This is a genomic window from Pseudomonas sp. SA233, from assembly GCF_054792385.1.
In genome coordinates, this window is the sequence record NZ_CP096449.1 from 1,567,290 (window position 1) to 1,580,361 (window position 13,072).

10 protein-coding genes, 5 tRNA genes and 1 pseudogene are annotated in these 13,072 nt (G+C 62.7%); 11 read left to right on the top strand and 5 right to left on the bottom strand.

The window, feature by feature from the left end:
* The first annotated feature begins 367 nt into the window (after positions 1-367).
* Positions 368-2,090, top strand: a pseudogene (locus M1D87_RS07285) (DEAD/DEAH box helicase).
* Positions 2,091-2,162: 72 nt separating this feature from the next.
* On the opposite strand, the gene M1D87_RS07290 reads toward M1D87_RS07285, so the two are convergent.
* On the bottom strand, positions 2,163-2,930 hold the full coding sequence (locus M1D87_RS07290; protein WP_123085485.1) for a DODA-type extradiol aromatic ring-opening family dioxygenase: 768 nt from the start codon (positions 2,928-2,930) through the stop codon (positions 2,163-2,165).
* A 101-nt stretch (positions 2,931-3,031) separates the two neighbouring features.
* On the opposite strand from M1D87_RS07290, the gene M1D87_RS07295 reads away from it, so the two are divergent.
* The gene (locus M1D87_RS07295; protein ID WP_031324442.1) at positions 3,032-3,682 is read left to right on the top strand and encodes a thiopurine S-methyltransferase; all 651 of its coding nucleotides are present in this window, start codon (positions 3,032-3,034) and stop codon (positions 3,680-3,682) included.
* A gap of 169 nt (positions 3,683-3,851) precedes the next feature.
* On the opposite strand, the gene htpX is transcribed toward M1D87_RS07295, so the two are convergent.
* Both htpX and M1D87_RS07305 read right to left on the bottom strand, forming a co-directional pair.
* The gene (gene htpX / locus M1D87_RS07300) at positions 3,852-4,739 is read right to left on the bottom strand and encodes a protease HtpX (protein WP_023661073.1); all 888 of its coding nucleotides are present in this window, start codon (positions 4,737-4,739) and stop codon (positions 3,852-3,854) included.
* Between the two features lie 292 nt (positions 4,740-5,031).
* Entirely contained in the window at positions 5,032-6,243 is a 1,212-nt protein-coding gene (locus M1D87_RS07305) for a pyridoxal phosphate-dependent aminotransferase (RefSeq protein WP_013971543.1), read from the bottom strand.
* A gap of 167 nt (positions 6,244-6,410) precedes the next feature.
* On the opposite strand from M1D87_RS07305, the gene msrB reads away from it, so the two are divergent.
* Both msrB and M1D87_RS07315 read left to right on the top strand, forming a co-directional pair.
* Positions 6,411-6,806, top strand: a complete 396-nt coding sequence (gene msrB, locus M1D87_RS07310) for a peptide-methionine (R)-S-oxide reductase MsrB (RefSeq protein ID WP_015269381.1) — start codon at positions 6,411-6,413, stop codon at positions 6,804-6,806.
* 13 nt (positions 6,807-6,819) lie between these two features.
* On the top strand, positions 6,820-7,308 hold the full coding sequence (locus M1D87_RS07315; protein WP_112251863.1) for a glutathione peroxidase: 489 nt from the start codon (positions 6,820-6,822) through the stop codon (positions 7,306-7,308).
* Here the strand turns inward: M1D87_RS07315 and M1D87_RS07320 are convergent.
* Complete coding sequence (locus M1D87_RS07320) at positions 7,298-9,655, bottom strand: hybrid sensor histidine kinase/response regulator (RefSeq protein WP_123085482.1); 2,358 nt, start codon at positions 9,653-9,655, stop codon at positions 7,298-7,300. The genes M1D87_RS07315 and M1D87_RS07320 overlap by 11 nt on opposite strands.
* Positions 9,656-9,855: 200 nt before the next feature.
* On the opposite strand from M1D87_RS07320, the gene M1D87_RS07325 reads away from it, so the two are divergent.
* Together M1D87_RS07325 and M1D87_RS07330 are read left to right on the top strand one after the other, a co-directional pair.
* Positions 9,856-10,743 carry an ATP-binding protein gene (locus M1D87_RS07325; RefSeq protein WP_421091830.1) on the top strand — a complete coding sequence of 296 codons (888 nt, stop codon included), beginning with the start codon at positions 9,856-9,858 and terminating at the stop codon, positions 10,741-10,743.
* The gene (locus M1D87_RS07330) at positions 10,744-11,226 is read left to right on the top strand and encodes a GAF domain-containing protein (protein WP_039614737.1); all 483 of its coding nucleotides are present in this window, start codon (positions 10,744-10,746) and stop codon (positions 11,224-11,226) included.
* A gap of 127 nt (positions 11,227-11,353) precedes the next feature.
* On the opposite strand, the gene M1D87_RS07335 is transcribed toward M1D87_RS07330, so the two are convergent.
* Positions 11,354-12,121, bottom strand: coding sequence for a hypothetical protein (locus M1D87_RS07335; protein WP_015269386.1), 768 nt, complete (start codon positions 12,119-12,121; stop codon positions 11,354-11,356).
* Between the two features lie 287 nt (positions 12,122-12,408).
* Here M1D87_RS07335 and M1D87_RS07340 point away from each other — a divergent pair.
* From M1D87_RS07340 to M1D87_RS07360, 5 genes are all read left to right on the top strand, one after another.
* A tRNA-Glu gene (locus tag M1D87_RS07340) sits at positions 12,409-12,484 on the top strand.
* Positions 12,485-12,488: 4 nt separating this feature from the next.
* Positions 12,489-12,564 (top strand) — tRNA-Gly (locus M1D87_RS07345).
* 89 nt (positions 12,565-12,653) lie between these two features.
* A tRNA-Glu gene (locus M1D87_RS07350) sits at positions 12,654-12,729 on the top strand.
* Between the two features lie 3 nt (positions 12,730-12,732).
* A tRNA-Gly gene (locus tag M1D87_RS07355) sits at positions 12,733-12,808 on the top strand.
* A gap of 85 nt (positions 12,809-12,893) precedes the next feature.
* Positions 12,894-12,969: transfer RNA gene (locus M1D87_RS07360), tRNA-Gly, on the top strand.
* Positions 12,970-13,072 lie beyond the last annotated feature (103 nt).

A 13,072-nucleotide genomic window follows, 5' to 3' on the forward strand; every position in this document is an offset into this window, starting at 1 on the left:
CCAGCTCCCACACCGACCGCGTTGGCCTCAAGCCATGCGCTGTCCCTGTGGGAGCTGGCTTGCCGGCGATGAGGCCGGTACAGGCAATAAAGAATTATCGATTCAGCTCCAGGTGATTGATGGCCCGACACTGGCCAGGCACCCTGAAAATATTCCTCACGTCTGCGCACGATTTCGGGTATAGTACGCGCCGGTCTTTTAGCGGACCGCAAAATCAGGTGGTGCAAACCCTCCGAGTCCAGCTTCGGCTGCACGTCCGCTAGGCGGACTTTCCCACGTTTTCTTTTTCAATCGTTTTCGCAAATCCCCGCCGCCAAAGCTGCCTGGGTGACCTGTCGGTCTTTCATGGCTTGTGCAGCTTTGGAGCATGGGTCTTTGCGGATGCACCTAGAGGCAGACCCATGACCCAGGAAACCGGCGGCTTCGCCGCTCTCGATCTCAATCCGAATATTGTTGCTGCCGTTCTGGCGACCGGCTACGAAGAGCCGTCCGCCATTCAGCAACAATCGATCCCGATCATCCTCGCCGGTCACGACATGATCGGCCAGGCGCAGACTGGCACCGGCAAGACCGCTGCCTTCGCCCTGCCGATCCTCAACAAGATCGATGTGAGCAAGCGCGAACCGCAAGCCCTGATCCTGGCGCCAACCCGTGAGTTGGCGCTGCAAGTTGCTACCGCTTTCGAAACCTACGCCAAGCAGATGCCGGGCGTGAACGTGGTCGCCGTCTACGGTGGTGCCCCGATGGGCCCACAGTTGCGTGCGATCCGCAACGGCGCGCAAATCGTCGTGGCCACCCCGGGCCGTCTGTGCGACCACCTGCGTCGTGACGAAAAAGTCCTGTCGACCGTGCAGTACCTGGTACTGGACGAAGCCGACGAGATGCTCAAGCTGGGCTTCATGGACGACCTCGAAGTGATCTTCGATGCCATCCCGGCCAGCCGCCAGACCGTGCTGTTCTCCGCCACCCTGCCGTCGTCGATCCGCTCGATCGCCGAACGCCACCTGCGCGAGCCCAAGCACGTCAAGATCCAGAGCAAGACCCAGACCGTTACCGCGATCGAGCAGGCTCACCTGATGGTCCACGCCGACCAGAAGATCCCGGCTGTGCTGCGTCTGCTGGAAGTGGAAGAGTTCGACGCGCTGATCGCCTTCGTGCGTACCAAGCAAGCCACCCTGGACCTGGCCTCCGCGCTGGAAGCCAAGGGTTACAAGGCTGCCGCGCTGAACGGCGACATCGCCCAGAACCAGCGTGAGCGCGTGATCGACTCGCTCAAGGATGGCCGCCTGGACATCGTTGTCGCTACCGACGTCGCTGCCCGTGGCCTGGACGTACCGCGCATCACTCACGTGTTCAACGTCGACATGCCGTACGACCCGGAGTCCTACGTACACCGTATCGGCCGTACCGGCCGTGCCGGTCGCGATGGCCGTGCACTGCTGCTGGTCACCCCGCGTGAGCGCCGCATGCTGCAGGTGATCGAGCGTGTAACCGGGCAAAAAGTTGCCGAAGCCCGCCTGCCGAATGCCCAGGCCGTGCTGGATGCCCGCATCAAGAAGCTGACCTCGAGCCTGGCGCCACTGGTTGCCGAAGCGGAAGCCACCCACGGCGATCTGTTCGACCGCCTGACCGCCGACCTGGGTTGCAGCGCGCGTGCCCTGGCTGCTGCCCTGCTGCGCAAGGCCACCAATGGCCAGGCGCTGGACCTGGCTGCGGTAGAGCGTGAGCAGCCGCTGGTGCCGAGCTTCGCCCCGCGTGGTGAGCGTACCGAGCGTACCGAGCGTGGTGAGCGTGGCGAGCGCCCGGAGCGTGGTGACCGCGAGCGCCGTGCGCCGATGCCGCTGGCCGAAGGCCGCGTGCGTTGCCGTACTGCCCTGGGTGCCCGTGACGGCATCGCTGCCAAGAACCTGCTGGGCGCGATCCTCAACGAGGGTGGTCTGGCTCGTGACGCCATCGGCCGCATCCAGGTGCGCGACAGCTTCAGCCTGGTCGAGCTGCCGGAAGATGGCCTGGAGAAGCTGCTGTCCAAGCTCAAGGACACCCGCGTGGCTGGCAAGCAGCTGAAGCTGCGTCGCTACCGCGAGGATTGATCCTGGCGCAATGAAAAAATCCCCGGCTTTGGCTGGGGATTTTTTTTGCCTGTGCCGGCCTCTTCGCGGGCTTCAGTCGAACCGGTAAATGTCCATCCCCAACGCCCCCAAGGTAAACCCTTGGTGCACCACCCCGAACTTGCCGCCAGCCCCCAGGGCAAAGAACAGCGGCAGGAAATGCTCATCACTGGGATGGTTACGCACCGCAAACGGCGCCTGTTGCCGATAACCCAGCAACGCTTCCTGATCATCCGCCCGCAGCTTTTCCACCACCCAATCCCTGAACGCCAGTGCCCAAGGCTCGATCACATCCGGGCCGGCATGCCAGTCCAGTTCGCCCAGGTTGTGGGTAATGCTGCCCGAACCGATCAACAGCACGCCCTGATCGCGCAAACCCGCCAGCGCCTGGCCTACCTTGACCTGCAGCGCCGGCCCCATATGGCTGGGCAGTGAAACCTGCACCACCGGAATATTCCCATCCGGGTACATCAGCGACAGCGGTACCCAGGCGCCGTGGTCGAATGGCCGCTGCGGGTCTAGGCGGGCTGTCAGTCCGGCAGCCTGCAGCAGTTCACTGACCTGGCCGGCAAGGGTGGGGTCACCCGGCGCCGGGTACTGCACCGCATACAGCGCCGGTGGGAAGCCGTAGAAGTCATGCCAGGTCTCTGGTTGTGCGCTGCCGGTAACCAGCAGTTCGCGGCTTTCCCAGTGCGCAGATACCACCACGATCGCTTTCGGCCGGGGCAGGGCGTTGGCAAGCCCTGCCAGCGCAGGCCCGCTGGCGCCGGGTTGCAGGGCAAGCATGGGGGAACCATGGGAAATGAACAGGCTGGGCAGCATGGCGGGGTCCTGACGGTTAAGATGCAATCATCTTCGATCAACTACAGATCGAAATCCAAACCAACTTTTACCGACAAACCATCTAAAAATCAGGAGTGATCATGGAGCCAGCGTTCTGGCAGCAGCGGTGGGCCGACAACCAGATCGGCTTTCACCAGGCGCAGGTGAACCCCTATCTGCAGAGGTACTGGCCAACGCTTGGCCTGGCGCCGGGCAGCCGCGTGCTGGTGCCATTGTGCGGCAAGAGCCTGGACCTGGCCTGGCTGGCCGGGCAGGGGTATCGCGTGTTGGGCGTAGAGTTGTCGCGGCAAGCGGTGGAGGCATTCTTCCGTGAGCATGGGCTTGAAGCCGAGGTGCAACAGCGCGGGGTTTTCGAAGTTTGGCGCAGTGGTGACGTTGAGCTCTGGTGTGGGGATTTCTTTGCGTTGAAGGTCGAGGATATTGGCGATTGCGCGGGGCTGTATGACCGGGCGGCGTTGATTGCCTTGCCGCCGCAGATGCGTGTGGCTTACATGCAGCTGTTGTCGGGCTTGCTGCCGGCGGGTTGCCAGGGGTTGGTGGTGACTCTGGATTATGACCAGGCTTTGCTGGACGGACCGCCGTTTTCGGTCGGGGATGAAGAGCTGCGGCAGGGGTTTACCGGGTGGCAGGTGGATGAGCTGGAGGCTGTGGAGGTGATTGAGGAAAGCCCGAAGTTTTTGCAGGCCGGGGTATCGAGTTTGTTGGAGCGGGTTTACCGGGTCAGCCGCTGACAGGTGTGTAGCCTGTCCCGGCCCTTTCGCGGGTGAACCCGCTCCCACAGGAACTGCACAACCTCAAGGTGTGTGGTGAACCTGTGGGAGCGGGTTTACCCGCGAAGAGGCCGGCACAGGTGTGAAAAAAAAGGGCGACCGAAGCCGCCCTTTTGTTTTACCGGTTGGATCAACCGCGACGGCGCAGGGCCTCGATACGGTCTTCCAGCGGCGGGTGGCTCATCAGCAGCCCGGCCAGGCCGTGCTTCAGGCCACCATTGATGCCGAAGGCCTTCAGGGTGTCGGGCATGTGCACCGGCAGGCCTTGCTCCACGCGCAGGCGCTGCAGGGCGCCGATCATTGCTGCGGTACCGGCCAGCTGTGCACCGGCTTCGTCAGCGCGGTATTCGCGGCGGCGGGAGAACCACATCACGATCATGCTGGCCAGAATGCCCAGGATCAGCTCGGCAACGATGGTCGCCACGTAGTAGGCAATGCCCTGGCCTTCTTCGTTCTTGAAGATCACCTTGTCGACGAAGTTGCCGATGATGCGCGCAAAGAACATCACGAAGGTGTTCACCACGCCTTGCACCAGCGCCAGGGTGACCATGTCGCCGTTGGCCACGTGGCCGATCTCGTGGGCCAGCACTGCGCGCACTTCATCGGGCGAGAAACGCTCCAGCAGGCCCTGGGACACGGCGACCAGCGCGTCGTTGCGGTTCCAGCCGGTGGCGAAGGCGTTGGCCTCGTACGCCGGGAAGATACCCACCTCGGGCATCTTGATGCCCGCTTCACGGGACAGCTCTTCGACCGTTTGCAGCAGCCACTGCTCGTGGCGGGTGCGCGGCTGGCTGATGATCTGGGTACCGGTGGTCATCTTCGCCATCCACTTGGAGATGAACAGCGAGACGAGGGAGCCGGCAAAGCCGAACACGGCGCAGAACACCAGCAGGCTGCTGAGGTTCAGGTCGACCCCGTTGGCGGCCATGAACCCGTTGAAACCGAACAGGCTCAGGGTAATGCTTGCAACCAGCACCACCGCGAGGTTGGTGGCTACAAACAACAGAATGCGCATCATGGTTGTTACGTTCTCCTGACGGATGAGTTGTCGCTTACTGCGGGGTATATAAGGGGCCGGCCGTGCCGATTCAATCGGGCGACTATTTCAAACTGTGTACGGCGGAGTATGGCAGAGGATGGCGCGGGGGCTGTGGGATAGAGCGTTGCAGGATGTAAGAAACATCCTGTGGGGTTTTGGGGCTGCTTTGCAGCCCATCGCGACACAAGGCCGCTCCTACAACTGATCGCGTAACCCTGTAGGAGCGGCCTTGTGTCGCGAAAGGGGCGCAAAGCGCCCCCAGGGCCTTCACTTACTGCGAATAACCCTTCAGGAAATTCCCGATCCGGCCAATCGCCGCCTCCAGGTCATCCACCCGCGGCAAAGTGACCACGCGGAAGTGGTCCGGCCACGGCCAGTTGAACGCCGTACCTTGAACGATCAGCAGCTTTTCCGACAGCAGCAGGTCGAGCACGAACTTCTCGTCGTTGTGGATCGGGCAAACCTTCGGGTCGATCTTCGGGAATGCATACAGCGCACCCATCGGCTTCACGCAGCTAACGCCCGGGATGTCGTTCAGCAACTCGTAGGTGCGGTTGCGCTGCTCCAGCAGGCGGCCGGGTGGCAGCACCAGGTCGTTGATGCTCTGGTAGCCGCCCAGCGCGGTCTGGATGGCATGCTGGGCCGGCACGTTGGCGCACAGGCGCATGTTGGCCAGCATGTCGATGCCTTCGATGTAGCTTTGTGCGTGGTGCTTGGGCCCGGAGATGATCAGCCAGCCGGAACGGAAGCCCGCCACCCGGTACGACTTGGACAGGCCGTTGAAGGTCAGGCACAGCAGGTCGGGGGCCAGCGAGGCGGTGCTGATGTGCACGGCTTCGTCGTACAGGATCTTGTCGTAGATCTCGTCGGAGAACACCACCAGGTTGTGCTGGCGGGCCAGTTCCAGCATGCCCAGCAGCAGCTCTTTGGAGTACACCGCGCCGGTCGGGTTGTTCGGGTTGATGATCACCAGGGCCTTGGTGTTCGGGGTGATCTTGGCCTTGATGTCCTCAAGGTCTGGGAACCAGTCGGCCTGCTCGTCGCACAGGTAGTGCACCGGCTTGCCGCCGGCCAGGCTCACGGCGGCGGTCCACAGCGGGTAGTCGGGGGCAGGGATCAGCACTTCATCGCCGTTGTTGAGTAGCGCCTGCATCGACATCACAATCAGCTCGGACACACCATTACCCAGGTAGATGTCCTCGATGCCGACGCCTTCGATCTGCTTCTGCTGGCAGTACTGCATCACCGCCTTGCGCGCGCTGAACAGGCCTTTGGAGTCGCTGTAGCCCTGCGCGGTGGGCAGGTTGCGGATCACATCCTGGAGGATTTCGTCAGGCGCCTCGAAGCCAAACGGCGCCGGGTTGCCGATGTTCAGCTTGAGGATGCGGTGGCCTTCCTCTTCCAGGCGCTTGGCGTGCTTGAGCACTGGGCCGCGAATGTCGTAGCAGACATTGGCGAGCTTGTTCGATTTGCTGAACTGCATGATGGGATCCCGATTGAGAAAACGCGCTACGCCCCGCCGAAAGGTTTGAAAGGGCAGGAAGCGGGTGCCAGACTGAACGCCTGGCACACGAAGCCAATTAATATACGTGCCACCCGCGCCCCGGAAAAGACGGTGCGCAGTGAAATTCAGCCTGCCGAGGTCCCTACATGCAAAAGATCGAGAAAACCCTGGAGCAATGGCGGTCGATGCTCGACCCCGAGCAGTACCAGGTGTGCCGCCTCAAGGGCACCGAGCGGCCGTTCAGCGGCAAGTACAACAGCGAGCGTCGCGACGGCATCTACCATTGCATCTGCTGCGGCCTGCCGCTGTTTGATGCGCAGACCAAGTTCGATTCCGGCTGCGGCTGGCCGAGCTTCTACGCACCCATCGAGGAAAGCGCGATGATCGAGATTCGCGACACCTCCCACGGCATGATCCGCACCGAAGTCACCTGTGCCCGCTGCGATGCGCACCTGGGCCACGTGTTCCCCGATGGCCCGCCACCGACCGGCCTGCGCTACTGCATCAACTCGGTGTGCATCGACCTGCGCCCGCGCGACTGACCGGAGCCCGACCATGGCTGGATCGATACTGGACATCCCCTGTGTGACCCTGGGCGGCGAGCACAAGAAGCTCGGAGACTTCCCCGGCAAGGCGCTGCTGGTGGTCAATACCGCCAGCCAGTGCGGCTTTACCCCGCAGTACAAGGGCCTGGAGCAACTGTGGCAGGCCTATCGCGCGCGTGGCCTGGTGGTGCTGGGCTTCCCCTGCAACCAGTTCGGCAAGCAGGAGCCGGGCGATGCACGGGAAATTGCCCAGTTCTGCGAGCGCAATTTCGGTGTGAGCTTCCCGCTGTTTCGCAAGGTCGAGGTCAACGGCCCCGGTAGCCACCCGCTGTTCGCCGAACTCAAGCAGCGCGCCCCGGGCATTCTGGGCAGCCAGAAGATCAAGTGGAACTTCACCAAGTTCCTGGTCGACCCGGCCTCTGGCCAGGTAACGCGCTACGCCCCCACCACCAAGCCGCAGGCCCTGGAAGCGGACATCGAGCGCCTGCTCAGCCGTTGACAGGCACCCAGTGGTCGACCAGCGCCAGCAACTCTTCACGGCGGAACGGCTTGGCCAGGTAGTCGTTCATGCCCGCTGCCCGGCAGCGCTCGCGCTCTTCGGGCATGGCGTTGGCGGTGAGGGCGACGATTGGCAGGTCGGGCCAGCGACCGCTTTGGCGGATACGCCGGCTGGCCTCGTAGCCGTCCATCACCGGCATGTTGCAGTCCATCAGGACCAGGTCGAATTCGTCCTGTTCCAGTAGCTCCAGGGCCTCGGCGCCCTGGGTGGCCAGGTGCACCTGGCAGCCGAGCTTGGCCAGCATGCCCTTGGCCACCAGCTGGTTCACCGGGTTGTCCTCCACCAGCAGGATGCGCGCGCGGCCTTGTTCCAGGGTGATGGCCGGGGTCGCCAGCGGGTGTTCGGGCTCATGGCCCTGCAAGGTGCGGCGCAAGGTCTGGTACAGGGCGTTGCGCGCCAGTGGCCGGGCCAGTTGGTGCAGGGGGGCGAGGGCGACCGACTGTTCGCTGGGCAGGAAGTTGCCGTAGGCGGTCACCAGCAAGATAGGTGTTTTCAATGCCGGTCGCAGTTCGAACAGGTGGTCCAGGCTGTCGGTGATCAGCAGATCGATGGCCGTGGCGTCGAGCCCCGCGCAACTGTCATGGTGCTGGTAGGCAAGGCCCCAGGCGGGCAACAGGTCCTGCAATAGTTCATCGAGGCCGCTGCCGGCCGTGCTCAGCGCCGCCACGCGCCCGTGCAACGGTGCCGGCGCAATGGCCTCGGTGTGCACGGCCAGCGGCAGTTCGGCGGTGAAGCGGCTGCCGAAGCCGGGATCGGACTTGATATGCAGGTGGCCCTGCATGGCCTTGCACAGGTTGCGTGTCAGCGCCAGGCCCAGGCCGGTGCCGCCGTACTGGCGGGTGATGCCGGCGCCGGCCTGGGTGAATGGCTGGAAGATCCGTGCCTGGGCTTCTTCGGGGATGCCGATGCCAGTGTCGCGCACTTCCAGGCGCACACCGCCGACGATGGTCGACAGGCGCACATCCACGCGGCCGAAGCGGGTGAACTTGAGGGCGTTGGACAGCAGGTTGCTGACGATCTGCCGTACCCGCGTGGGGTCGCCAAGCACGCTGCTGGGGAAGTCGCGGGCGATCAGGCAGGTCAGCTCCACGCTTTGCGCGGTGTTCTGCGACAGCAGGTTGGCAGTGTCCTCGACCATCGAGCCCATGTCGAACGGAATGCGCTCCAGCTCCAGTTGGCCTGCATCGAACTTGGACAGGTCGAGAATATCGTTGAGCAACTCCACCAGCACCTTGCCCGAGTCATGGGCAATCGCCAGTTGCTGGCGTTGCTCGCTGGGCAGCGGGCTGTCCAGGGCGAGGGCGATCATGCCGAGCATGCCGTTGAGCGGGGTGCGGATTTCGTGGCTCATGTTGGCGAGGAAGGCGGCGCGTGCCTGGGCCATGTCCAGCGCCCGGCGGCGGGCTTCTTCCAGCTCCTGGTTGGACTGGCTCAGGCTGCTGTTGCTGGCCTTCAGCTCGTTGGTGCGTGCCGAGACGATATCTTCCAGCTCGTTGAGGTACTGGGTCAGGCGGTTTTCCGCGGTGCGCCGCTGATCGATCTCGGTGGCCATGCTGACGAACTGCTGGTTGGCGACCCTTACCAGTACGCCGATTTCGTCATGTTCATGTCCGGGTGGGCATTGCAGGCGGGTTTGCGTGGGTTTGCGCGGGTCGCTGCCGCTGAGCGCGCCAATTACCGTCACCAGCGGCTTGGTCAGCATCATGTAGAACAGCGCCAGGAGGATGCCGGTCAGCACCAGGCTGCGGGCGAAGCCGTTGAGCAGGGTGATCCCGGCACGGTCGAGAAAGCGGCTGCCGAAGGCGTAGGTGTCCACCTCCAGGTAGAGGGTGCCGAGGTTTTCCTCGGGCATGTGGGTCAGATACAGGCGTTCCTTGAACTGGCGCTGATCGCCGAACAGGAAGTCGCTGAGTGGCCGGTAGCGGTCCTCCAGGCGCGGCCGTTCGACGTCGGCCAGTACCGTTTCGTTGTTGTCGATCAGCCGCGCACGGATGATGGCCGGCGACTCCAGCAGGCCGCGAGTCAGCTCCAGCGCCAGTTCCGAGTCGATGTTGTAGGCGATGCGCGAGGCCGGGTTGTGGCTGATTTGCAGCAAGGCGCGTACTTCACGGTTGATGGACGCGTCTTCGCTGGCATAATCGATGCCGATCTGGATGAGACTGAGCAATGTTCCCAGTATGAAGCCGACCAGGACTGTCAACCGGGCTTGCTTGTATGACAGGCGATTGGTGAACTTGATATCCATGTGTCCCGAGCCGGTTTCACGTCCCTTGCGCTGCGCAAGCATAGCCGAATAGCCCCGGCTGCTGGTGGGTCTGTCACACATTCAGCCTTGATTGCTCTACTGGCTGTGCCGGCCTCTTCGCGGCTAAAGCCGCTCCCACAGGTACATCACAGGTCTCAAGGGCGGTGATAAACCTGTGGGAGCGGCTTTAGCCGCGAAGAGGCCGGCACAGCAGCCCCGAATCTGAATTTGCAGGAGCCCTGATGGACGCTCGCTTGATTGCTTTCCTGGACCGCGCCGAATCGGTCCTGGCCCGCCTCGAACCCCTGTTGCCGGCCCAGCGCCCGAACATCGACTGGGCCACCACCCTGGCCGCGCGCTGGCAGCGCGATGGCCGCAGCGGCTACCTGCTGCCGCTGGAAGTCAGCCTGGACATCCGCCTGAGCGACCTGATCGGCGTCGACCAGCAGCGTGACCAGCTGGGCCGCAACACCCATCAGTTCATCAACGGCGTGCCGGCCAACCATGCACTGCTGTGGGGCTCGCGCGGCACCGGCAAGTCGTCGCTGGTACGTGCCTTGCTGGCCGAGCACGCCGGTGCCGGCCTGCGCCTGATCGAAATCGAACGCGACCACCTGGCCGACCTGCCGCGTGTAGTCGAGCAGCTGCAGAAGCTGCCGCAGCGCTTCATCCTGTTCTGCGACGACCTGTCGTTCGAAGCCGGGGAGGGCGACTACCGGGTGCTCAAGAGCGTGCTCGACGGCTCGCTCGAGCAGGCTCCGGACAACGTGCTGCTGTACGCCACCTCCAACCGCCGCCACCTGGTGCCGGAAAAGGAGAGCGACAACGAGAACTGGAAGCGCGTGGACGGCGAGCTGCACCCCAGTGAAGCGGTGGAAGACAAGATTGCCCTGTCCGACCGTTTTGGCTTGTGGCTGTCGTTCTACCCCTTCACCCAGGAACACTTCCTGAACGTGGTCGAGCACTGGATCGGCCAGCTTGCGCAAACTGCCGGCCTGGCCTGGCAGCGCAGCGAAGAACTCGACATCCTCGCCGTGCGCTGGGCCACCGGCCGCGGTAACCGTAATGGCCGTTGTGCCTATCAGTTCGCCCGCTACTGGGTCGGGCTGCAATTGCTGGAGCAAAAGTAAATGATCGACCTCAATGCCAGTGGCGCCGGCCTCGACGGCTACAACCTGCTGGCGGCGCAAGTGCAGGCGCTGTTTGCCGACGAGCGTGACTTCATCGCCAATGCCGCGCAGTTTTCGGCGTTCCTCTATAACCAGGTGGATGACCTGAACTGGGCGGGGTTCTACCTCAACCGCAACGAAGAACTGGTGCTGGGCCCGTTCCAGGGCCAGGTGGCATGCGTGCGCATCCCGTTCAGCAAAGGCGTGTGCGGGGCGGCAGCGGCCACCCGGCAGACCCAGCGGGTAGAGGACGTGCATGCGTTTCCGGGGCACATTGCCTGTGACAGCGCGTCCAACAGCGAGTTGGTGATCCCGCTGGTGAAGGAGGGCAGGTTGATTGGTGTGCTGGACCTGGACAGCCCGAAGCTTGGGCGCTTCAGCGAGGCGGATCAGGAGGGGCTGGAGCGGTTGGCGGCGATTTTTCTGGAGTTGACCGACTGCTGATATTTGTTGCCTGTACCGGCCTCTTCGCGGCTAAAGCCGCTCCTACAAGGATCGCACCAAGCCTGAGGGCGATGCGGTCCCTGTGGGAGCGGCTTTAGCCGTAAAGAGGCCAGTACAGGTTAATGCATCAGTCGTACATCACCTTCTTCTTCCAGGTCTCTTCCTCATCGGTCTTGAGCCCCTGGGTCAGTTCATTCTGCTCGTCCTCCGCCGGGGCCATGCGGTCCAGCACCTGGGCGTTGGCCCGGGCCAGCAGCTTCTCCAGGTACGTCAGCTGCTCTTCATACACCTTCGGTTCCGGCTGCTTGCGCAGGTATTGCACGCCGCGCTCGAAGGCCAGGCGCGCCTGGCCTGGCTGGTTTTTCTGCAGGGCCTGCTGGCCGAGGTTGTTGAAGAACTCGATATGCAGCAGCACCAGGATATGGCGGATTTCCTTGATCCATTGCTTGGCCTCGGGCGTGGGCAGGAAGCCCTCCTGGGCGGCGCGGGTCACCTGGTTGTGCAACGCTTCCAGCAGGAAGCGCACATCCTTGGCCTTGATCTCGGTCTGGATAGGGTTGGGCGGGTTGTTTACCGGGATTTGCGCACCCAGGGCAATCAGCCTCTCCAGTTCGGCGATGCGCGCCTTGATCTCGGCATTGTGCTTGTCCATCGCCAGTTGACGCTGGTTGAGGTTGAGCTCCAGGCGGGTCAGCAGCAACTTCAGGGCCGGGGTCATGAACTGGCCGGGGAAGGTCTCGGTGATTTCGCCACAGCGGCGCAGGCGGTCGGCCAGCTCGACCTTCATCCGGGCGCGTTCGAGCTTACCGTTCTCGACCACATTGTTTAGGTAGCCGATCACGATCAGCAACGCGATACCCGCCACGATGAGCAGGGTGATCAGAAGTGGTGTCACCGTTAATGCCTCATTGAAGAAGAATTACAGCTTTGAGTGTAGTGAGTTTGCCGGGGGGCGAATAGCGGCTTTAGCCGCGAAAGGGCCGGCACAGGATTGCTTCTCTCTATATCGGCAACCCATCCCGCATCTGCACCCCAACCCACCCGGAAGTCATTGATTTAAATAAATTTCTACAAAGGGGTTGACGCCTGTCCGAACCATCCATAGAATGCGCGCCACTTGCAGCGTAAAGCACACAGCGAAACGCGGCAGGGAGTGAAAGCAGGCAGTAATGCCAGCAGCGTGTCCCCTTCGTCTAGTGGCCTAGGACACCGCCCTTTCACGGCGGTAACAGGGGTTCGAGTCCCCTAGGGGACGCCAAATTGCGGGAATAGCTCAGTTGGTAGAGCACGACCTTGCCAAGGTCGGGGTCGCGAGTTCGAGTCTCGTTTCCCGCTCCAGTTTCTCCGGCAGCGCTTCGGCGAGGCAGGAAAAGAAAATCCAGGCTGAACCGTGAGGTTCGAACCTGGTGCACTGAAAAGTGTCGTGTGTCCCCTTCGTCTAGTGGCCTAGGACACCGCCCTTTCACGGCGGTAACAGGGGTTCGAGTCCCCTAGGGGACGCCATTTGCGGGAATAGCTCAGTTGGTAGAGCACGACCTTGCCAAGGTCGGGGTCGCGAGTTCGAGTCTCGTTTCCCGCTCCAGTTTAAATACTGTGGCGTCTATGCGGTGCAGTGGTGGTGAAGGTCTTCAAGGCGCTTCACGCCGATAGCGGTAAAGTTTCACAATGCGGGAATAGCTCAGTTGGTAGAGCACGACCTTGCCAAGGTCGGGGTCGCGAGTTCGAGTCTCGTTTCCCGCTCCAAATCGAAGAACGAAGAAAGGGACGCAAGTCCCTTTCTTCGTTTTTGTCGTTTGTTTTTCTTCGCCATTCAGACCGCAGGGTATTAACCCTGCGGTCTTTTTTT

Bases quoted from the DNA above. Each gene is read 5' to 3' on its own strand.
- M1D87_RS07315 (WP_112251863.1), top strand. From the start codon at position 6,820: ATGGCTGGATCGATACTGGACATCCCCTGTGTGACCCTGGGCGGCGAG.
- htpX (WP_023661073.1), bottom strand. From the start codon at position 4,739: ATGATGCGCATTCTGTTGTTTGTAGCCACCAACCTCGCGGTGGTGCTG.
- M1D87_RS07330 (WP_039614737.1), top strand. From the start codon at position 10,744: ATGATCGACCTCAATGCCAGTGGCGCCGGCCTCGACGGCTACAACCTG.
- M1D87_RS07290 (WP_123085485.1), bottom strand. From the start codon at position 2,930: ATGCTGCCCAGCCTGTTCATTTCCCATGGTTCCCCCATGCTTGCCCTG.
- M1D87_RS07320 (WP_123085482.1), bottom strand. From the start codon at position 9,655: ATGCTTGCGCAGCGCAAGGGACGTGAAACCGGCTCGGGACACATGGAT.
- msrB (WP_015269381.1), top strand. From the start codon at position 6,411: ATGCAAAAGATCGAGAAAACCCTGGAGCAATGGCGGTCGATGCTCGAC.
- M1D87_RS07295 (WP_031324442.1), top strand. From the start codon at position 3,032: ATGGAGCCAGCGTTCTGGCAGCAGCGGTGGGCCGACAACCAGATCGGC.
- M1D87_RS07325 (WP_421091830.1), top strand. From the start codon at position 9,856: ATGGACGCTCGCTTGATTGCTTTCCTGGACCGCGCCGAATCGGTCCTG.
- M1D87_RS07305 (WP_013971543.1), bottom strand. From the start codon at position 6,243: ATGCAGTTCAGCAAATCGAACAAGCTCGCCAATGTCTGCTACGACATT.